This window comes from Flavobacterium sp. GW821-FHT12A05 (assembly GCF_058807735.1).
Genome location: NZ_JBXAQY010000010.1, coordinates 131,975 through 153,857, shown reverse-complemented (window position 1 = coordinate 153,857; position 21,883 = coordinate 131,975). Strand labels below are relative to the sequence as shown.

Annotated in this window: 18 protein-coding genes; 14 read left to right on the top strand and 4 right to left on the bottom strand. The window is 34.6% G+C overall.

The features are described 5' to 3' along the window. The first annotated feature begins 13 nt into the window (after nt 1-13). From AC1RRQ_RS21535 to AC1RRQ_RS21505, 7 genes are all read left to right on the top strand, one after another. Complete coding sequence (locus tag AC1RRQ_RS21535) at nt 14-904, top strand: Fic family protein (protein WP_493025027.1); 891 nt, start codon at nt 14-16, stop codon at nt 902-904. Nucleotides 905-1,092: 188 nt separating this feature from the next. Further along, nucleotides 1,093-1,770 (top strand): DUF6134 family protein, encoded by a 678-nt coding sequence (locus AC1RRQ_RS21530; RefSeq protein ID WP_493025026.1) that lies wholly within the window; start codon nt 1,093-1,095, stop codon nt 1,768-1,770. 18 nt (nt 1,771-1,788) lie between these two features. Then, nucleotides 1,789-2,820: a sterol desaturase family protein gene (locus AC1RRQ_RS21525; protein ID WP_493025025.1), complete on the top strand. Its 1,032-nt coding sequence runs from the start codon at nt 1,789-1,791 to the stop codon at nt 2,818-2,820. Next, nucleotides 2,742-3,026, top strand: coding sequence for a hypothetical protein (locus AC1RRQ_RS21520; RefSeq protein WP_493025024.1), 285 nt, complete (start codon nt 2,742-2,744; stop codon nt 3,024-3,026). Before AC1RRQ_RS21525 ends, AC1RRQ_RS21520 begins: the two co-directional genes overlap by 79 nt. A gap of 37 nt (nt 3,027-3,063) precedes the next feature. Then, a complete protein-coding gene (locus tag AC1RRQ_RS21515) occupies nt 3,064-3,669 on the top strand; it encodes an RNA polymerase sigma-70 factor (protein WP_493025022.1) in 606 nt (201 codons plus the stop codon). Further along, nucleotides 3,666-4,649, top strand: coding sequence for a FecR family protein (locus AC1RRQ_RS21510; protein ID WP_493025021.1), 984 nt, complete (start codon nt 3,666-3,668; stop codon nt 4,647-4,649). The genes AC1RRQ_RS21515 and AC1RRQ_RS21510 overlap by 4 nt, the downstream gene beginning before the upstream one ends. An 11-nt stretch (nt 4,650-4,660) precedes the next feature. Further along, a complete protein-coding gene (locus AC1RRQ_RS21505) occupies nt 4,661-6,427 on the top strand; it encodes an STN and carboxypeptidase regulatory-like domain-containing protein (protein WP_493025020.1) in 1,767 nt (588 codons plus the stop codon). 50 nt (nt 6,428-6,477) lie between these two features. Here AC1RRQ_RS21505 and AC1RRQ_RS21500 read toward each other — a convergent pair whose 3' ends face one another. The 3 genes from AC1RRQ_RS21500 to AC1RRQ_RS21490 all read right to left on the bottom strand — a co-directional run bounded on the left by AC1RRQ_RS21500 (nt 6,478) and on the right by AC1RRQ_RS21490 (nt 9,176). Further along, complete coding sequence (locus tag AC1RRQ_RS21500; RefSeq protein ID WP_493025019.1) at nt 6,478-7,524, bottom strand: hypothetical protein; 1,047 nt, start codon at nt 7,522-7,524, stop codon at nt 6,478-6,480. Nucleotides 7,525-7,795: 271 nt separating this feature from the next. After that, the gene (locus tag AC1RRQ_RS21495; protein ID WP_493025018.1) at nt 7,796-8,485 is read right to left on the bottom strand and encodes an SIMPL domain-containing protein; all 690 of its coding nucleotides are present in this window, start codon (nt 8,483-8,485) and stop codon (nt 7,796-7,798) included. A 52-nt stretch (nt 8,486-8,537) separates the two neighbouring features. Beyond that, nucleotides 8,538-9,176 carry a rhomboid family intramembrane serine protease gene (locus tag AC1RRQ_RS21490; protein ID WP_493025017.1) on the bottom strand — a complete coding sequence of 213 codons (639 nt, stop codon included), beginning with the start codon at nt 9,174-9,176 and terminating at the stop codon, nt 8,538-8,540. Between the two features lie 113 nt (nt 9,177-9,289). Between AC1RRQ_RS21490 and AC1RRQ_RS21485 the strand changes: the two genes are divergently transcribed. Both AC1RRQ_RS21485 and AC1RRQ_RS21480 read left to right on the top strand, forming a co-directional pair. Next, complete coding sequence (locus tag AC1RRQ_RS21485) at nt 9,290-10,162, top strand: lysophospholipid acyltransferase family protein (RefSeq protein ID WP_493025016.1); 873 nt, start codon at nt 9,290-9,292, stop codon at nt 10,160-10,162. 203 nt (nt 10,163-10,365) lie between these two features. Beyond that, nucleotides 10,366-11,850: a glycosyl hydrolase gene (locus AC1RRQ_RS21480; RefSeq protein ID WP_493025015.1), complete on the top strand. Its 1,485-nt coding sequence runs from the start codon at nt 10,366-10,368 to the stop codon at nt 11,848-11,850. A gap of 202 nt (nt 11,851-12,052) precedes the next feature. Here the strand turns inward: AC1RRQ_RS21480 and glmM are convergent, their stop codons facing one another. Further along, a complete protein-coding gene (glmM, locus tag AC1RRQ_RS21475; RefSeq protein ID WP_493025013.1) occupies nt 12,053-13,441 on the bottom strand; it encodes a phosphoglucosamine mutase in 1,389 nt (462 codons plus the stop codon). 291 nt (nt 13,442-13,732) lie between these two features. Here glmM and AC1RRQ_RS21470 point away from each other — a divergent pair, with 291 nt between their 5' ends. From AC1RRQ_RS21470 to uvrA, 5 genes are all read left to right on the top strand, one after another. Further along, on the top strand, nt 13,733-14,317 hold the full coding sequence (locus AC1RRQ_RS21470; protein ID WP_493025012.1) for an acyl carrier protein phosphodiesterase: 585 nt from the start codon (nt 13,733-13,735) through the stop codon (nt 14,315-14,317). A 35-nt stretch (nt 14,318-14,352) separates the two neighbouring features. Then, nucleotides 14,353-16,035 (top strand): gamma-glutamyltransferase, encoded by a 1,683-nt coding sequence (ggt, locus tag AC1RRQ_RS21465; protein WP_493025010.1) that lies wholly within the window; start codon nt 14,353-14,355, stop codon nt 16,033-16,035. Between the two features lie 84 nt (nt 16,036-16,119). Continuing rightward, nucleotides 16,120-17,904 (top strand): chloride channel protein, encoded by a 1,785-nt coding sequence (locus tag AC1RRQ_RS21460; protein ID WP_493025009.1) that lies wholly within the window; start codon nt 16,120-16,122, stop codon nt 17,902-17,904. Nucleotides 17,905-17,967: 63 nt separating this feature from the next. After that, nucleotides 17,968-18,921, top strand: a complete 954-nt coding sequence (locus AC1RRQ_RS21455) for a Fic family protein (RefSeq protein WP_493025008.1) — start codon at nt 17,968-17,970, stop codon at nt 18,919-18,921. A gap of 100 nt (nt 18,922-19,021) precedes the next feature. Then, on the top strand, nt 19,022-21,853 hold the full coding sequence (uvrA, locus tag AC1RRQ_RS21450; protein ID WP_493025007.1) for an excinuclease ABC subunit UvrA: 2,832 nt from the start codon (nt 19,022-19,024) through the stop codon (nt 21,851-21,853). Nucleotides 21,854-21,883 lie beyond the last annotated feature (30 nt).

The following is a 21,883-nucleotide window of genomic DNA, read 5'->3' as shown; positions in this document are numbered from 1 at the left end:
AATTTTATAAAATATGAAATATCTTTCGGTAACAGAATTTGCAAAAAAAATAGAAATATCCGAAAGGACAATTCGTCATTATTGTGCTTCAGGCAAAATAAAAGGAGCCTTCCTAACGGGTAAAACGTGGAATATTCCAGAAGATGCTGTGCTTCCTCAAAAAGGGAATAAAAAAACAAGTAAAAACATTTTACTTAACAGTCTGAAAGAACAAAAAGAGATGAAGCTAAAAGGCGGTATCTATCACCGTACGCAAATTGATCTTACATATAACTCAAATAAGATTGAAGGCAGCAGACTTACGCACGATCAGACTCGATATATTTTTGAAACCAACACAATTGGCGCTTCTAAAGAAAGTATCAATGTAGATGACATTATTGAAACCTCTAATCACTTTCGCTGCATCGATTTTATTATTGATAAAGCAAATGCTAAGCTTACCGAATCTATTATTAAAGAATTGCATTTTTTATTAAAATCTGGTACTTCTGACAGCGGAAAAGACTGGTTTAATGTTGGCGAATACAAAAAAATGCCTAATGAAGTTGGTGGTAACGAGACTTGTCCACCTAATCAGGTAAGTACAAAAATGAAAGAACTACTTGCAGATTATCATACAATTAAAAATAAAACTATCGATGATATTATCGATTTTCATTATAAGTTCGAAATAATACATCCTTTTCAAGACGGAAATGGCCGCGTTGGCCGATTAATTATTTTCAAGGAATGTCTGGCAAACAATATTGTGCCTTTTATTATTGATGAAGAACTAAAACTTTTTTATTACAGAGGCTTACAAGAATGGAATCATATTAAAGAATATTTAATTGATACTTGTCTTACTGCCCAGGACAATTACAAAACTATTCTAAAATATTTTGAGATAGAATACAAATAAAACCGCCGGCATAGTCCTCTCAATTCAAAAAGTCCTAATAAAAATTAGGGCTTTTTTTTATGGCTTAACCTCAATATTAAAAATCAAAGTAAAAAAAATTGAAAAGAACATAGGGGTAAAATGTAATTCGATTGTATTACTAGTATAACAAGAGTACAATTAATTAACTTTTAATCTCAATTTGCTTTATGATACCTTTAATTATCACTGCCGCATTACTATTTTGGTTACTTAAAAAATACGCTCTCCTACTTGAGAAATTCAGTTCTCCTGCAATAAATCTTCAGACAAAATTTGCTGTTTTCTTTTTCCTTATAACAATAAATTCTCAGGCACAGGAAAAAACAGTCAACTATAATGTGCTTCGCAATGGAACTGTTATTGGTCAAATGCAGTTTTATCAAAAAACGAATAATGATGAAGTCTTTTTAAAAATTTCTTCGGAAGTAAAAACCCGATTGATTTTTGGTATTGACGTAAAAACCGAAGAAGGTTCTTATTTTAAAAATGGTAAATTAATGTCGTCTTACGTTAAACGCCACGTTAACGGAAAAGAAAAAGCCAATAAAACGACTCAGCTTATCGATTCAAGCTACAAAACTTTGGCCGAGAATAAAAAAGGACAAATTAAACAACAATATATCGATTACAACCTTATGCTGCTTTACAGCAAAGAACCTATAGGAGAAAATCAGGTTTATTCGGATAGTTTTCAGCAATTCCTAACCATCAAAAAAACAAACAATCACTCCTACCGTATTGTATTGCCAGACGGGAATTACAATGATTACCATTTCGCAAATGGTATCTGCCAAAAAGTCGAATTACACCATTCCTTATTTACAATCAACATTCAAATCGCATAATCAATCAAAAAAATCATCATGGTCAAAATCATCAATTATCTCTTTATTAAGCTGACGATCTTTGGAGCACAGCCTATTGCAATGGAAAGAATTCACGAAGTCGAAAAAAGCGCTCCCAATTTAATTGTCTATGCCCTGCCCGTTGTTTTATTTTTTACCATACTGGAATTTGTTGCTTTTTATTTCCTGGAACGCAAAGAATTTGACCGAAAAGAAACTATAGGATCTGTACTAATAGGCTTTGGAAATCTAACCGTTAATTTATTAATGAAAACAGGACTGCTTTATGCTGTGGTCGGGATTTACAACATTCTGCCTTACCGAATGGAATTTAGCTGGTGGAGTTTAATTCCGTGTTTTATATTGTATGATTTTAGTTCGTATTGGACGCACCGAATTTCCCATTACTGCCGATTTTTCTGGGCGACTCATGTCGTTCATCATTCTGCTGAACATTATAATCTTACCGTAAGTTTTAGGCAGAGCTGGTTTCAGTATGCCAAAATTGTATTTTTTATTCCGTTAATTTTTGCCGGTTTTCATCCAGCTGTATTCTTCATTGCCAATCAGCTGAGTGTTTTATATCAGTTTTGGGTGCATACCGAAGCCATTGGAAAACTGCATCCCTTTATTGAAAAATATTTCGGAACTCCTTCTAACCATCGCGTACACCACGGAAGTCAGGAAAAATATCTCGATAAAAATTTTGGTGCAGCCTTTATGATTTGGGATCACTTATTTGGCTCTTTTCAATATGAAGAAGAAAAACCGCGCTATGGCATCACAAGCCTGCTTAAAAGTAAACTCAATCCTTTATACCTCAACATACATGAATTTCAGGATATTATCAGCGATGTTAAAAAAGCAAAAGGCTTCAGGAAAAAGATATATTACATTTTTGCCAGCCCCGATGTGATTGCCAAAAACAAAATAAAAAAAGAAACAATTCAACCTCTTAAATTGCCTATATCATGCAAACCAATCAAGAAAAACAACAAACATTTCAACAACAGTTATTCGAATACTTTAGCCGAAAAGATAATTGTGTAAAAACCAAAGGCAACGAAACCGTTATTACCGAAGGAACAGATAAAGGATTATCCTTTACTTATCACTCAGATCACAGCTGTATTGTGCACTGCTATGAATTTAGTTTGAACACTGATCTCGATATCGATACTACGATTGATGCTTTTATCAGGCTGTTAACCAGTCATAATATCATATACGATCAGCCCAATCCTTCTTACAATTAATCAAAAAAATAATATTAAATATAAAAAGTATATATCTTTGATTGAATGTCAAAACGTATTAGTGGAGTATAGTAATATAAACCATATTAGTTCTATAAAGAACGGAAACGAAGCTGCTTTTGAAAAGGTTTTTAAAATGTATTTTAGAAACCTTCATGCTTTTGCCTACACTTTTATGAAAGATGATGTCATTGCCGAAGAAATTGTACAAAATGTATTTTTTAGGATTTGGGAGAAAAAAGAACAGCTTCAGATTGATGATTCATTAAAAGCCTATCTCTACAGATCGGTTCATAATGAAAGCCTCAATCACCTCAAACATTTAAAAATAAAAAACTCTTTTCAACTTCAGTATTTAGGCGATATGGAATCCTCAAATCAAGATGCATCAAACCAAATGATTGCCTCAGAACTCGAAAACGACATTCAAAAAGCAATCAGCGAATTACCGCCGCAATGCCGTACCATTTTTCAGATGAGTCGTTTCGAACAGCTCAAATATCAGCAAATTGCCGATCAATTGAATATTTCGATAAAAACAGTCGAAAACCAAATGGGCAAAGCTCTTAAAGTATTACGCTTAAAACTGGTTGAGTATCTTCCTTTCCTCCTATCCTTATTACATTTAATCCGAAGATCATGAGCCAAAACAATATGAATATGAACGATGATTTACTAGTGAAATATCTAGTTGGCGAAACTGATGCAGACGAAAATGCAGCAGTCGAAAGCTGGCTTAAGACCGATGAAAAAAACTTAAACTATTACAATGGTTTTAAGAAAATATGGGAAGACAGCCTTTTAATTGCATCCGAAAATAAAACCATAGATGAAGATGCGGCCTGGAAACGGCTGCAAAACCGCATTCATGAAAAAGACGTTCGGGTATTAACGCCTAAAAAATCTTCAGGACATGGGCTGCGCATTGCGGCTTCTATTCTTTTAGTCAGTACTTTAGGATGGCTTGGATATTCTTATTTCGAAAATAAATCTGCTGACAAATTAATTGAAATATATGCATCAAACACTATTCTAAACGATACTTTACCAGATGGTACAACGGTTACTTTAAACAAAAATTCTTCTTTGTCTTATGCCAGTAAATTTAAAGGCAAAACCCGACCTGTTACTTTAAAAGGCGAAGCTTTTTTTAATGTTGCTCCAGATAAAACAAAACCGTTTATTATAAAAATTAATGATGTTACGGTACAAGTTGTAGGAACTTCTTTTAATGTGAAAAACAAAAACGGAAAAACAACCGTTGATGTCGAAACCGGAATTGTAAAAGTGAGCAAAAACAAAGATCAGGTAGAATTAAGACACGGCGAAAAAGTAGTCATTGCCGATAAAAACTCGGAATTATTAAAAAGTACCAGCAAAGGCAGATTATACAATTATTATCGCAATAAGGAATTAGTCTGTGATGAAACACCTTTACAGGAATTAGTTGAAGCGCTCAGCGAAATATACAATGTCAATATCGTGATTAAAAATGCTTCTTTAAAAGAAAAACCTTTAACAACCGTATTTAAAGATCAATCATTAGATCAGGTTTTAGAAGTAATTCAAGAAACATTTCGAATCGAAATTGAACATAAAGACAATCAAATTGTATTAGAATAATTCCTTTTTATATGCCTCTCAATTCAAAACTTACTTTTGCAAAAGTTTTATTATTACTTATTTCAAGTGCTTTTTTCAACGCTCATGCCCAATCTATTTTAGATACCGAAATGTCTATAGATGCAGACAAAAAACCATTAGGCCGTATTCTGGATTTAATGGAACAAAAAGGAAACTTCAGATTTGCTTATTACAGCAAATTAGTCGTAAAAGACAGCGCCGTTACCATTCATACTAAGCAGTCTACTATAAAAGATGTTTTAGACCAGTTATTGGGCAGTAAATACGAATATAAAGAATCAAAAGGCTTTATTATTCTGCGTTATGCCCCTTTAGAACTCGCTCTTGTTTTAGAAAAAAACAGCGTTGTGGGCGAACATCAGGTTGTAAATGGTTACATTATGGATGTACAAACCAACAAACGCATTGAAAACGCCAGTGTTTACGAAAAAAATGCCTTGCAGTCTACCTTAACAGATAAAGAAGGTTTTTTTGAACTTAAGCTAAAAAATGTACCCGAAACCATTGAACTGACAGTGGTAAAAGAAAACTACAAAACTATTACGACACTTTTCCTCTCGGAAATTAAAATACAAATGGGGTCTAGAAAATCATCTTCATCATCAGATTATGTCGATGGTGATTTTTCTGCCGTTGAACGAAGCGGAATTGGGCGTTTCTTTATTTCTTCCAAACAAAAAATACAATCGCTTAATCTGGGAGGATTTATTTCAGAAGTTCCTGTACAAGCTTCTTTAATACCGAGTCTGAGCACACGCGGTATGATGAACTCCCAAATTAACAGCAGTTTTTCTTTAAACTTATTAGGAGGATATACCGGCGGGGTTAAAGGTTTTGAAATGGCTGGTCTTTACAACATTAACCGAATGAACGTAAATGCGCTGCAAATGGCTGGAATATTCAATACCGTGGGAGGTTCTGTAAACGGAGTGCAATTGGCCGGAATTTACAATAATGTTTTTGGCGATTTAAAAGGGCTGCAAATGAGCGGTATTCATAACAGCGTAAAAGGTTCTCAAGCTGGTTTACAAGTAACAGGCATTTACAACAATGTATATGAAGATGCTAAAGGAGTTCAAATGGCCGGAATTCATAATACGGTAAAAGGTTCTCAAAACGGACTGCAGATTTCAGGCATTTATAATACGGGCTGCCAAACCGTACGCGGTGTTCAAATCGCCGGGCTTTTTAATTATGCCAAAGAGCTGGACGGAGTTCAGTTTGGTTTAGTTAACATAACCGGTTCTCCTTCAGGTTATAGTTTTGGTTTATTGAATTTCAAAAAAGATGGCTATCAAAAAATAAATATTACCCGTAATGAAATATCCGATATTAATGTTGCTGTTAAAACGGGAGATAATAAACTTTATACCATTTTAATGGCTGGAAAAAGCGAACGAACTAACGAAGAAAAACTAACTTCTTTTGGGATAGGTTTAGGAAAAAATATTCTTTTAGGAAAACGTTTAACTTATAATCCCGAAATCAGCACCCAATATCTTTATTTAGGCAATTGGGATTACTACAACTTTTTATACAAATTCGATTGTCCTTTTACTTTTCGTTTATTCAAAGGCGTTGCAATATCCGGCGGACCTTCTTTCAATTTATATTCATCAGATAAAAGAAATAAAACTACTCCAGGTAATCCCTCCACTTTTGTTCAGGATCGAACAAAACGTTACGACGTAATAAATGATACTAAAAAAGGCCTTTACGGATGGATGGGCTGGAGTTTTGGTCTTTCTTTATTTTAATTTTATTTAAAAGAAATACCATTGCAGGAGTTAAACATTACAAGCCAGAATTATTTCTGGCTTGTAATGAATTCTTTATAACCGCTTTTTTCATAGAAATCTTTTAAAGGCATTTTGTAAATATCCTTCCAGGCATCTTTTCCATTATTCTCAGCATATTTTTGTATGATTCTAAAGCCTAAGAAATAGCATAATTCATTCTCTACATCTTTAGGCAGATTTTCGATTACAGGCTTGCAGTCACTATTTCGTCCGCAATGCCTAAAAATAGGACATCCTTCCTCATTGGTTTTATAAAAATAAGGCTCCAGCTTTTCGAAAATTTCTTTTTCACGTGCCAATAGTATTTTGGTATCGTCTCCGTATAAAGCTTCTTCAAATGACTGATTTAAGTATAAATAAGTAAAATAAACCGCCAATCCTTCATCTAAAGTAATACCCAATCCCATTTTTCCGTTTGCATCTTTTTCTAAAGCCGGATTAAATAATAAATGTTCCAGTTCATGAGCAAAAACTTTATCAATCGATTTGGTATTCCATGCCGAACCAAACATGTCTAATATCATGGCATTATTATCACAGCCTCCAAAAATCTGAAAATCTTTTGGCCCAAAATACACAATCCACTTCCCTATTCCTTTCTGTCCGGTTATATTTTGCAGCGCTTTTAAATGTTTAGTAAATAACTGATTGACATTAACCGAATCTAAAACAGCCATTTTTTGCCTAATTAAAGCTTCATTATCCGCTAATAAAGTTCTGTTCCAGGCAGCAATTCCGCTAGGTTTAAATTTCTTGCCATTTTCTTCTCCAAATATCTGCGAAAGGCAATTATCAAATACATATTTATTAGGAAGATAAACTTTGTTTACTATTAACAAACTATCGTATGAACCATTTCGATGTGCTAAAATCTGATTTTTAAACGCGTTGTGAATTGTCATTTGCCCCACAGCAATACTATCATCGATATTTTTTACTTTGTTTATAAGATCTGAATATTTATCGTTTTTGTTTTGATGAGAAACAGAACAGCTCAGGAAAATTGAAAGTAAGGCTGGTAGTAATAAAGTTTTAATAGGTTTAAAGAAAATCATTTTGTGGTTTTTAGTTAAAATTAATAAGCGTATATCATTACAAAATGGGTAGAAAAGAATTCGGGAATTTTCTAGTGGTTATTCATTTTGTATTGATTATAAGTACTCTTTTCCTTGAATTTGTTACATAGAAAAATCAATTCTAAAACTATTTAATATCTGATAAAGAATCTCTTGATTAAAAATAGAAACAAAAAAAATCCAAATTCCAATAGTAAAATTGGAATTTGGATTTTAAAATTTCCCGAGACTTCGGGATTATTATAAAAGCTTAGTCTAAAATAAAACTTACGCTTACATTTGCTATAATTTCGATTTCGCCAATTGCTAAAGTTTCGTTTGAAGCTCCTGCAGAATCCATCATTTCAGTTTTCATAGCAGCATAAACTGGTCTTGGGTGATAAACTTGTGAATTGTCTGAAATTGTAATCGCTTTACCTACTTTTTGACCTAAAACAGATACATAATCCTCTGCTTTTGCTTTAGCATCTTTAATCGCTAATTTTCTAGCTTCAGACTGGTGCTGTAATAATTTAGACGATTCAAAAGAAACATTATCAATACGATTAATTCCTTGTTGAACTAAACCTTCCATCAATTCATCATATTTTGATAAATCTCTCAACACAATTTCTACAGTTTGTGTTGCATTGTAGCTGGTTTTCTTTTTGTCATAATCGTACTGAGGATTAAGAGAAACTTGTTTCGTTTTAAAATCTGCTGTTGGAACATTCGATTTTTTGATGAATTTTAAAACCGCATCCATCTTTTCGTCATTTTGCTTTTTGACGTCTTTAGCATTATTCCCTTTAGTTTCAACCGTAGCTGAAATACAAACCTGATCAGGGGCTACTTTTACTTTTCCTTCACCATTAACATTGATTTGAGGAACTTGTTTGATTTCTTGGCCGTAAGACATAGTCATAAACATGATTGTTAAAAATAATACTAATTTTTTCATTTTTGTTATATTAAAGTTATTCGATAAAGACATTTCAAAAGTTATGCCAGCATTATAATTTTCCTGCTTTTGCCATTACAAAAAGTATCAAAATTGGAATCGCCAGCAAAATAACCATCAAACTATGATCTACAAATAATGAAGGTTCTTTTATCAAAGTTATTAAATACCCGCCAATTGCGCCTCCAAAATGTGCTGTATGACCAATATTATCATTCTTGGCTTTCATTCCATAAATAGAATACAATAAATATAAAATTCCGAATAAATAAGCCGGAATAGGAATGACAAAAAATATACCCAGCATCATATCCGGCTGTAATAATATGGCAGAATATAAAACACCCGTTACAGCTCCGGAAGCTCCAACGGCACGATAACTGTAATCGTTTTTATGAAAAAGCATCGTTAATAAACTCCCGAAAATCAAACTCCCAAAATAAACCAGCAGGAACGAAAAATCTCCCAGCCACTGCAAAACTACAGGAGCAAAAAACCAAAGCGTTAGCATATTAAACAATAAATGCATCATATCGGCATGCAAAAAACCAGACGAAAGCATTCTTATCTGTTCTCCGGCGCGAATACTTCCTACGTGAAATTCATATTTTCTAAAAAAAGAAAGATCATTAAAACCTTTATAGCTTATTAATACATTGGCAACTATAATTCCAATTAAAATGGTATTCATAAATATTATTTATTGTGAAATGTAAATATAGTCAATATCAAATACATCTTGATGAGAATCCAAAATATCCGTCATATTCCATTTTTACCTTATATTTGTAGAAAAAATTTTAGATGCAATTTATTGTTTATATTCTAGCCTATCCTTTACTCTGGCTAATCTCTATACTTCCATTTCGCTTGTTTTATTTATTTTCAGATTTTGTATACTTACTGGTTTACAGAATTATAGGATACCGCAGAAAAGTAGTGCGTGATAACCTTGCTCTTACTTTACCGCATTTAAGCAAAGCAGAAAGAAAAGTAATTGAAAAAAAATTCTACAAGCATATGTGTGATATGTTTTTAGAAATGATAAAAACGATGACCATTTCGCCAGAAGAAATGGAAAAAAGATTTCATGTAACGAATATTGAACTCGTACAGGAATATGCCAAAAAAGGCAAAAGCGTAATTCTGGTTGCATCACATTATGCCAGTTACGAATGGCTTTTAACTACTAATCCGAAACTGGGTTTTCAGGGAATTGCGGTTTATAAAAAAGTGGCCAATCCGTATTTTGATAAATTAATTCGAAAAATACGTTCAAAATACAAAACAGAAATGGTCGAAACCAGAAAAGCAATTCCAACCATGGCGCAAAATCAGCGTAAAGGCATTTTAAGCATGTACGGTTTAGCAAGTGATCAATCACCAAAACTGGACAGGATTTTCCATTCGATGAAATTTATGGGCGTTGAAGTTCCTGTACATACAGGCGCCGAAATGCTGGCCAAAAAATACCATTTAAGCGTTATAATGGTAAAAGTAAAAAAAGTAGCCAGAGGTTATTATGAAGCAACATTTTTACCTATTGCAGATAACCCGAATGATTACGAAAATTTTGACATTACAGAAAAATACCTTCGAGAAGTAGAAAAACAAATTTACGAAGCTCCTGAATATTATTTATGGACACACAAAAGATGGAAACATCGAGTTGAATAACAAATCTCAAAAAAGCCTAAAAGCAATTGTATTGTTTTTGGGCTTTTTTTATGAACTGGATTGATACATTCCTAAAAGGAGTTTTATAACCTTAAAAATACTTTTTGATGTGTTTTTGTAATATTTTTTTTGAGCAAAGAGTGAGGTAAACCGCATAAATTTGAAGTTCCCAAAATCTATTAAAAACTTCAAATTTTCTAACAATGATTAAAAAGTTCCTTTTTACATTTTTACTTACGGTCGTTTCCGCAGCTGCTTTTGCCCAAAGCCCGAAACGAGGTATTGCTTATGGAAACAATTCAACCGCCGATTTGCTGGCTCTTAAACCTGGAATTTCTTGGTGGTACAATTGGGGATCTACTCCCGAAAATGACACAAATGCCAACTACGAATCTATTGGAGTTGAATATGTGCCAATGGCCTGGACGCAAGTAAGCGATAATGATGTGCAGGCTTTTATAAACAGAATAAAACCCGGAGCAAAATACCTGCTGGCCTTTAACGAACCTAACTTTAACGACGGCTCGAGATTAACACCGCAAGACGCTGTAAATGCATGGAAGAATGTTGAAAAAATTGCGGCCGCTAAAAATCTGGAAATCGTTAGTGCGTCGCCAGCTTTTAACGATCCTAATAAAAGTTACGGCAACATCAGCAGTCCTATTGCATGGCACGATCAATTTTTTCTTTTATGTCCAAATTGCAAAGTCGATTATATTGCTTTTCATACTTATGACAGCTCCTCTGGTTCTGTAATTGGCGTAACAAGCCTTTTAAAAAAGTATAATAAACCTATTTGGGTAACTGAATTTGCGAACAGGGTAGTTCAAACTGTGGCGCAAAAAACGACCTTCATGAAAGAGATCATTACCAATTTTGAAAATGATCCCGACATTTACCGTTATTCCTGGTTTACCGGAAGAGTCGATCCGCAATGGCTGGATATGGCAGAAGGTCCTTTATTAGCTCCAGAAAGCGGCGTTTTAAGGCCTATTGGACAAGAATACATCAATACTTCTTACACCACAAAAAGAATGAATGTTCCTGGTAGAATTACCGCCAATAAACATTACCGAAGAAAAGGAACCAGCCTGCAAAACACTACAGATTCCGGAACCGGACAAGCGGTAAGCGCCATAAACGAAGGTGACTGGAACGAGTTTATACTCAATGTGGCTAATGCCGGAAGTTATAATTTAACTTTTAGAGCTGCATCGATCGCTATTGGAAAATTTGACATTCTTGTAAACAATGTTGTGGTAAAAACGGATGAAACTTTCCCGGCAACGGGTTCGCTTCAAACTTATGCTGATAAAGTAATAAACGGCGTTACGCTGCCAAAAGGCGAAGTATATTTGAAAATCAAATTCAAATCAAACGATATGAATTTTAATTATATCGATGTTCCTGCACCGAATTTAGGCATAAACAATCCAAACTCCGAAAATCAATTTATTACCGTTTATCCAAATCCTATTAAAGGTCAGTCTACACTTCATGTAAAAACTGGATTTACAGAACCTTTATCTCTAAAAATAATTGACATGCAAGGAAATATTTGTTTTTCTTCTAATGATTATTCTACCAATGAGGATATTAAAATTGGCGATAAATTAGCTGCTGGAATTTACATTTTAAATGTCTCTTACGGTTCGGTAACAAAATCATTAAAGATCATAAAAAACTAAATTATTTTACCGCAATCCCGATAGCTATCGGGAGCTAGATTTATTATTTAATAGAAAAAACAAAAAGTTCGCAAAGCTTTGTATTGATTTAGCTTTGCGAACTTTGTTTTTATAAAAACCAACATTAAAAAACCTTGCTCCCGATAGCTATCGGGATTGCGGTTAATTTTTTCTATTTAGATTTTTATCCTAATGCCGAAAATTATATTCCTGCAATTCCTTTTATTTCATCAATAATTCTTAATGCCAAAGCGTCGGCTTCTTTTTGCGAAGGCGCTTCAGTATAAATACGAATAATTGGTTCTGTGTTCGATTTTCTTAAATGAACCCATTCTGTCGCAAAATCAATTTTTACACCATCAATGGTAGAAATATCTTCATTTTTATATTTCTCTGTCATAGCAGTTAAAATCGCATCAACATCAATCTGAGGTGTTAATTCGATTTTGTTTTTGCTCATATAATATTCCGGATAAGAAGCTCTCAATGCTGCCACCGTCATTTTTTTGTTAGCCAAATGCGTCAGGAATAAAGCAACACCAACCAAGCTGTCACGTCCGTAATGAGATTCCGGATAAATAATACCACCGTTACCCTCACCACCAATAATAGCATTGTTTTTCTTCATCAACTCTACCACATTCACCTCACCTACAGCACTTGCTTCGTAGCTTCCGTTATGCGCATTTGTTACATCGCGCAAAGCACGAGAAGATGACATATTTGAAACTGTATTTCCCGGAGTTTTACTTAAAACATAATCAGCGCACGCCACTAAAGTATATTCTTCACCAAACATTTCTCCGTCGTCGCTGATAAAAGCCAAACGATCTACATCTGGATCTACAACAACCCCTAAATGCGCTTTTTCTTTTACCACTAACTCCGAAATATCCGTTAAATGTTCTTTTAAAGGTTCTGGATTGTGTGGAAAATGTCCGTTTGGTTCGCAGTATAATTTTACCACTTCAACGCCCATTTGTTCCAACAACTTCGGAATAATGATACCGCCAGAAGAATTTACGCCATCCACTACCACTTTAAATTTTGCCGCTTTTACCGCTTCAACATCCACTAAAGGCAAATTTAAAACCTCGTCGATATGAATATCCATATAAGCATCATTTACCGTGATTTCGCCTAAATTATCAACATCCGAGAAATCGAAAGCTTCTGCTTCAGCAATTTCAAGAATTTTAGCCCCTTCGGCTCCGCTTAAAAACTCCCCTTTTGCATTCAGTAATTTTAAAGCATTCCATTGTTTTGGATTATGCGATGCTGTTAAAATAATTCCTCCATCGGCTTTTTCTAACGGAACAGCAATTTCTACCGTAGGCGTTGTCGAAAGACCAAGATCAATTACATTTATTCCTAAACCTATTAAAGTATTTACAACAAGATTATGAATCATTGGTCCCGAAATTCTTGCATCGCGGCCAATTACAACGGTTAGTTTTTCTTTTGAAGTATTGTTTTTAAGAAAAGTTCCGTATGCCGATGCAAATTTTACAGCATCAACAGGAGTCAGGTTATCTCCTACTTTTCCACCGATTGTTCCTCGTATTCCTGAAATCGATTTTATTAATGTCATTTTTGTGAGTTATGGTTACCAACTACAAATATAGAAAAGTTACCAAGGTTCTAAGATACTAAGCAGCTAAGATTTTTTAGAAAAGCGGCTAAGTGTCTAAGATTCTAAGCTGCTGAGTTTTTTTTTAAGTAACATTAAAAAAATTACTAAGCGCCTGAAACACTACAATTTTAAAACAATCGTTAATTATGGTTTACCAAAAGCTCAATAATATAACAAAATGATTTGAAAAAGTTTTTATACATTTACTAAAACAACTTAGTTCCTTAGAACCTTAGCATCTTAAAAAGAATGAATTTCCTAGCCCACATATATCTTTCCGGCGATAATGATTTAATTAAAATTGGCAATTTTATGGCCGATGGTATTCGCGGAAAACAATTTGAACATTTTCCTGATGATGTTCAAAAAGGAATTCTTTTGCATCGATCTATTGATACTTATACAGACAATCATGATATTTTCAGGCAAAGTACCAAACGCCTGCACGAAAAATACCATCATTATTCAGGCGTTATTGTCGATATTGTTTACGATCATTTTTTAGCCAAAAACTGGACAAAATATTCCGATGAAAAACTGGAAAATTTCATTAATCGATTTTACAATTCATTACATGATAATTATGCAATTTTAACCGAAAAGACACAAGATTTAATGCCGTATATGATCGAAAGAAACTGGCTTTTGAGTTATAAAACGGTCGAAGGAATCCACCAGATTTTAACGCAGATGGACAGAAGGTCAAAAAATATTTCGAAAATGCAATTTGCAAGCGAAGAACTCAAAGAATTTTATGATGAATTTGAACAGGAATTCACCGTCTTTTTTGAAGATCTTCAACAACACGCCAAACAAAAATTACTCGCATTATAATATCAAACCGATTTATAAAAAAAATATTTATCGTTATGAAAAAAATTACAATCCTACTTTATTTTATTTCCCTTTATAGTTTTGCCCAGCAAACTGCTGCACCAACAGGTTTGGTAGCCTCAAAAGCGATGGTTGTTTCGGCGCGTGAAGAAGCATCAAAAATTGGTGTAGAAATCATGAAAAAAGGCGGTAATGCTTTTGATGCCATGGTCGCAACCGAACTGGCTCTTGCCGTTGCTTATCCGTATGCAGGAAATCTTGGCGGAGGCGGATTTATGGTTTACCGAAAACCAAATGGCGAGGTTGGAAGTCTTGATTATCGCGAAAAAGCACCTCTTGCCGCAACAAAAGATATGTTTCTGGACAAAGACGGAAATGTGATAAAAGGAAAAAGTACAGAATCTGCTCTGGCAGTTGGAATTCCCGGAACTATTGCCGGCGTTTTTGCAGTTCATAAAAAACTAGGTTCGCTCCCAATGTCCGAAATTTTGAAACCCGTAATCGCACTTGCAGAAAAAGGGGTTATTGTAACGCAAAAACAACAAAAACAACTTGAAAATTATCATGATGCCATTGTAAAAGCCAATGGACCGAATACTTTGATGGCAGGAAAATTCAAAGAAAACGATACCATCAAATATCCTGCACTTGCCAGTACTTTAAAACGTATTTCAAAAAACGGAAAAGATGAATTTTACAAAGGTAAAACAGCCCAAATTTTAGTTGATTATTTAAAGAAAAAAGGCGGTATTATAACGCTTAAAGATTTAGCGGCATACGAAGCAAAATGGAGAAAACCATTGCAGTTTGATTACAAAGATCTAAAAATTACTTCGATGGCGCCTCCAAGCAGCGGCGGTATTTGTCTGGCTCAGATTATGAAAATGATTTCGCCATTTTATTTATCTAAAATGGGACATAACTCAGAACAATCTATTCAGGTTATTGTGGAAGCTGAAAGACGCGCTTATGCCGACAGAAGTCAGTTTTTAGGAGATCCTGATTTTGTGAAAATTCCAATCAACGGACTTTTATCTGATTCTTATTTAAAAGAAAGAATGTCGAGTTTTGACTCCGAAAAAGCTACTTTATCCTCAGAAATAAAAGAAGGAAAAGTAACCTATAACGAAAGTACCGAAACGACGCATTATTCTATAGTAGATCAATTTGGAAATGCCGTAGCAGCAACCACAACAATTAATGATGGTTTTGGATCAAAATATTACTGCGACGAATTGGGTTTTTTCTTAAATAACGAAATGGACGATTTCAGCGCAAAACCAGGATCACCAAATATGTTTGGACTAGTAGGAAATGAAGCCAATAGTATTGCACCTCAAAAAAGAATGCTGAGTTCTATGACACCAACGATTGTGGAGAAAAACGGAAAACTGTTTATGGTTGTAGGTTCACCGGGAGGTTCAACTATCATTACTTCTGTACTTCAGACTATTTTAAATGTTTATGAGTACAATTTAAGTATGCAGGATGCTGTAAATGCACCTCGTTTTCATCATCAATGGCTTCCGGATTTAATCACTTTTGAACCAGATACATTTAGTTATAAAACCTTAGAGGGCTTAAAAGCAAAAGGATATTTAATCAACGAAAAAACAACTCCCGTAATTGGTAAAGTCGATGCTATTTTGGTTTTACCGGACAATAAACTGGAAGGCGGCGCTGATTTTCGAGGCGATGACAAAGCAGCCGGATTTTAGGCACAAAAGATTTAAATAGAAAAATTTGACAAAATAGAATGTTTAAAGCTAAATTTGCATTCTCTGTAAATTTTAAAAAGAATAATGATAAAAAAACTGTTTCGAAAATTAGAAAGCATTATTGCTTTGTCTCAATCTATTTTGACACCAAAGCAATTCATTTTTTTATCAAGTGTTTTGGTTGGAATTTCCTGTGCCTTTGCAGTAATTATTTTAAAGACTTTTGCACACAGTGTATTTTCATTTGCAACTTACATCAGTGGTATTTTAAAACTAAGTTTCATTAATAGTATCCTGCCTATAATAGGTATTTTACTGACTGTTTTGGTAGTTCATAAAGTTTTAAACGGATCCATTCAAAAAGGAACTTCTCAAATTTTGTATGCCGTTGCAAAAAAAGCAAGTATAATTCCGAGAAAGCAAATGTACGCTCAAATCGTAACAAGCTCATTAACTGTAGGTTTAGGAGGATCTGCAGGTTTAGAAAGCCCCATTGTAATTACCGGAGCCGCTTTTGGTTCAAATTATGCGCAGAATTATAAATTAGCTTATAAAGACCGGACTTTACTTATTGGCTGTGGTGTAGCGGCTGGAATCTCAGCAGCATTTAACGCTCCAATTGCCGGAGTTCTTTTTGCTATCGAAGTTTTACTGGTCGATGTCAGCATTTCGGCTTTTACGCCTATTATGATTTCGGCGGCAACAGGTGCTTTGGTTTCTGCAATTGTATTAGACGAAAGCATTCTTTTATCTTTCAAAAAACAAGAAACTTTCGATTATCATAATATTCCCTTTTATGTAATTTTAGGATTACTAACCGGATTTATTGCCGTTTATTACGCCCGAAATTTCCAAAAAGTCGAGCATTATTTCTCAGAATTAAAAATGGGACCGTATAAAAAAGCACTTATTGGTTCTTCGCTTTTAGCATTGCTTATTTTTATTTTTCCGACTCTTTTTGGTGAAGGTTACGAAAGCATCAAAACCTTATCTGAAAGTGATCCCGGACAATTATTAGACAATACTTTGTTTGCCACCTGGAGAAATAATCAATGGGTTCTGCTTCTTTTTGTTGGATGTACCATGATGGTAAAAGTCTTCGCATCAGGGCTTACTCTTGGAAGCGGCGGAAACGGAGGTAACTTCGCTCCTTCTCTGTTTTTAGGATCTTATTTAGGTTATTTCTTTTCTAAATTTATAAGTTTAACTGGTTTATCAAAATTGCCTATCAGCAACTTTACAATGGTTGGAATGGCCGGAATTTTGAGCGGATTATTTCATGCGCCTCTTACCGCGATTTTCCTTATTGCCGAAATTACCGGAGGTTACGGCTTGATGATTCCGCTTATGATTGTTTCTTCCATAAGTTTTGCTATTTCAAAACGTTTTGAAAAATATTCGCTTGACGTAAAAAATCTGGCCAAAAAAGGACACGCTTTTACCAGTAATAAAGATTCGAATATTTTGTCGACTTTAGATATCGATACCATAATTCAAACAGATTATTTAACGGTTTCTCCAGAAGATCATTTAACAAAATTGGTAGATCTTATCTCCCATTCTAATCAGGTTGTTTTTGCAGTTGTAGATAATGAAAGAGATTTGGTTGGTATCGTACATTTTAATGATATCCGCGAAATTATATTCAATGCTTACCGTGTAAAATATACTTTGATAAAAGATGTAATGAAAACGCCAGCTGCCACAATTTCTTCCAATGACAGCATGGAAATTGTAATGAGTAAGTTTGAACGATCTAAATCAGCTTTCTTACCTGTTTTACGAAATGAAAAGTATTTCGGAATCATTTCAAAATCTATCGCACTCGAAGCCTACAGAACAAAACTACGTTCTATGACAATTGAATAACCTTAATATCGGATAAGTTAAAAATTTGCTCTATCCGATATTAAGAAGTAGCTTTGTAGGATTATGTGGAATATTGACTTAACATACAGAGAAGAATTTCAATCGACATTTGATCGATTGTACCAAAAACGCCTTGATTTGCAAAACAGCAGGCCATTGCCCAATATCGCTTTGCATAAAATCCGCGAAAGCTTATCGCTCGAATGGACCTACAATTCTAATAGTATAGAAGGAAACACAATGAGTTTGCGCGAAACCCAAATGGTTATTCAGGAAGGAATTACCATAAAAGGAAAATCGCTTCGGGAACATTTTGAAACCCATAATCACGATAAAGCAATTGATTATTTATATTCTATCGTTGATGATAATTACAAACTTAGGAGCATTGATATTCTTTCTCTTCACGGTTTAGTTTTACGTTCTATCGAAGATGACTTTGCAGGACGTATCCGCAACGGAGGAGTTCGAATTTCAGGAGCTAATTTCATGCCTCCAAATGCCAATAAAGTTTCAGATTACCTAGACGAATTAATTGACTTTATCAATACAAATCCGTTAGGTTTAAACGATATTGAACTTGCTACGATTTATCATCATAAGCTAGTCTGGATTCATCCATTTTTTGATGGAAACGGTCGCACAGTTCGTTTGAGCATGAATTTATTGTTGATGCGTTGTGGTTTTCCGCCTGCCATTATTCTTAAAAATGATAGAAAGAAGTATTACGAAGCACTAAATCAGGCCAATAATGGCAATTATCAAAAACTAACCCTTTTGATGTGTCAGGCATTAGAACGTACACTCAATATTTATTTAAGTTCTATGCCCGGAAGCACTTACGATTATCAGCCCATACAAAATATTGTAAGCGAGCCAGACACTCCATACGGTCAGGAATACGTAAGCTTATTGGCCAGAACAGGGAAAATAGACGCTTATAAAGAAGGTCGAAACTGGTATACAACCAAAGAAGCCATTGAAGAATATATGGCAACACGAAAAAGAAAACGCTAACTTAGGTTAGCGTTTTTTGTTATTATTTGTAACATAAAGTTTTGCTATCGAGCACAAAAAGAACAAATCAAAGTGGTAACTTTGCGTTTTGCTCAAAATTATGTTAGAAAAAGACAATACTATTGAAGTTCTTGGTGCAAGAGTTCATAATCTAAAAAATATCGACATTTCTATTCCGCGTGAAAAACTGGTGGTTATTACTGGTTTATCAGGTTCGGGAAAATCCTCTTTAGCGTTTGATACGATTTATGCCGAAGGCCAGCGTCGTTATGTCGAAACTTTCTCGGCGTATGCCAGACAATTCCTTGGCGGATTAGAACGACCTGATGTTGATAAAATCGACGGACTTTCTCCCGTTATTGCGATTGAACAAAAAACAACCAGTAAAAGTCCGCGTTCGACCGTAGGAACAATTACAGAGATATACGATTTCCTGAGACTTTTATACGCTCGTGGTGCTGACGCTTACAGTTACAACACCGGTGAGAAAATGGTTTCTTATTCTGATGAACAAATTAAAGATTTGATTATCCAGGATTTTAATGGAAAAAGAATCAATATTCTGGCGCCGATTATTAGAGCCAGAAAAGGTCATTATGCCGAATTATTCCAGCAGATTACCAAACAAGGATTTTTAAAAGTCCGCGTAAATGGAGAAGTTCAGGATTTGGTTGCAGGAATGAAATTAGACCGTTACAAAACCCATGATATTGAAATTGTAGTCGACAGAATGCTGATTGAAAATACAGAAGACAATCTAAAACGATTATCAGAAAGTATTAACACAGCAATGCATCATGGCGAAAATGTATTGATGATTTTAGATCAGGATACGAATGAAGTACGCTATTTCAGCCGAAATTTAATGTGCCCGACAACCGGAATTTCGTATCAGAATCCAGAACCAAATTTATTTTCGTTCAATTCGCCAAAAGGCGCTTGTCCGCATTGCAACGGATTAGGAACGGTACACGAAATCAACATTAAAAAGATAATTCCAAATCCGAAATTATCAATTAAAGCAGGCGGGTTTGCTCCGCTTGGCGAATATAAATCATCTTGGATTTTTAAACAATTAGAAACCATTGGAGAAAAATTTGGATTTAAAATTACAGATCCAATTGAAAAAATTCCGGAAGAAGCCATGACGATGATTTTGCATGGCGGAAAAGATAAATTTACCGTAAGCTCAAAAGATCTTGGTGTAACACGCGATTACAAAATTGATTTTGAAGGAATTTCTAATTTCATTAAAAATCAATACGATGAAAGCGCAACTACAAGCATAAAACGCTGGGCAAAAGATTTCATGGACGAAGTTAATTGTCCGGTTTGCGATGGTTCTCGCCTTAAAAAAGAAGCCTTATTTTTTAGAGTAAATGGAAAAAATATCACTGAATTGTGTGATATGGATATCTCTGATCTAACAGCTTGGTTTCATGATTTAAATACACACTTAACAGACAAACAACTTTTGATTGCATCAGAAGTGGTTAAAGAAATCAAAGACCGATTGAACTTTTTGATGAATGTTGGTTTGAATTATCTGGCTTTAAGCCGAAGTTCAAAATCACTTTCGGGTGGTGAAGCACAGCGTATTCGTCTTGCAACACAAATTGGTTCACAACTGGTTGGTGTTTTATATATTCTAGATGAGCCAAGTATTGGTTTACACCAAAGAGACAACGAAAAACTGATTCATTCATTGGAGCAATTGCGCGATATCGGGAACTCGGTTATTGTGGTAGAACACGATAAAGACATGATCGAAACCGCAGATTATGTAATTGATATAGGACCAAAAGCCGGAAAATATGGAGGAGAAATCATCAGTATTGGAACTCCTGCAGAAACTTTAAAATCAAACACGATTACTGCTCAATATTTGAACGGTACAATGAAATTAGAGATTCCGAAAGAGCGAAGAAAAGGGAACGGTAAATTTTTAAAACTAACCGGAGCAACAGGAAATAACCTGAAAAATGTTTCAATTGAAATACCTTTAGGTCAATTAATATGTGTTACAGGAGTTTCAGGAAGCGGTAAATCGACTTTGATTAACGAAACGCTCTACCCTATTTTGAACGCTTATTATTTTAACGGCGTAAAAAAACCACAGCCTTATAAAAAAATTGAAGGTTTAGAACATATCGACAAAGTAATTGATATCGACCAAAGTCCGATTGGGAGAACACCTCGTTCCAATCCAGCGACCTATACGGAAGTTTTTACAGAAATCCGAAATCTGTTTACAATGACTTCTGAAAGTATGATCCGTGGTTATAAAGCCGGACGTTTCAGTTTTAATGTAAAAGGCGGACGCTGCGAAACCTGCGAAGGTTCTGGTGTTAGAACTATCGAAATGAACTTTTTGCCGGATGTTTATGTAGAATGCGAAACGTGTCAGGGAAAACGTTTCAACAGAGAAACGCTGGAAATTCGATACAAAGGAAAATCAATTTCGGATGTTTTAGATATGACGGTTGATGAAGCCGTTCCGTTCTTTGAAAATATCCCGAAGATTTACCGTAAAGTAAAAACCATTCAAGATGTTGGTTTAGGATATATTACGCTTGGGCAGCAAAGTACAACGCTTTCGGGTGGTGAAGCACAACGTATAAAACTAGCTGGAGAATTGTCTAAAAAAGACACCGGAAATACGTTTTATATTTTGGATGAACCTACAACCGGATTGCATTTCGAAGATATCCGTGTTTTAATGGATGTGATCAATAAATTGGTAGATAAAGGAAATACAATCCTGGTTATCGAACACAATATGGATGTTATTAAACTAGCCGATTATATTATTGATATTGGCCCGGAAGGCGGAAAAGGCGGCGGACAATTAATCGCAAAAGGAACTCCGGAAGAAGTCGCAAAAAATAAAAAAAGCTATACGGCGAAGTTTTTGAAAAAAGAGTTAACTTAGTAATTGATTACTAAATAGTTTTAAAACTAT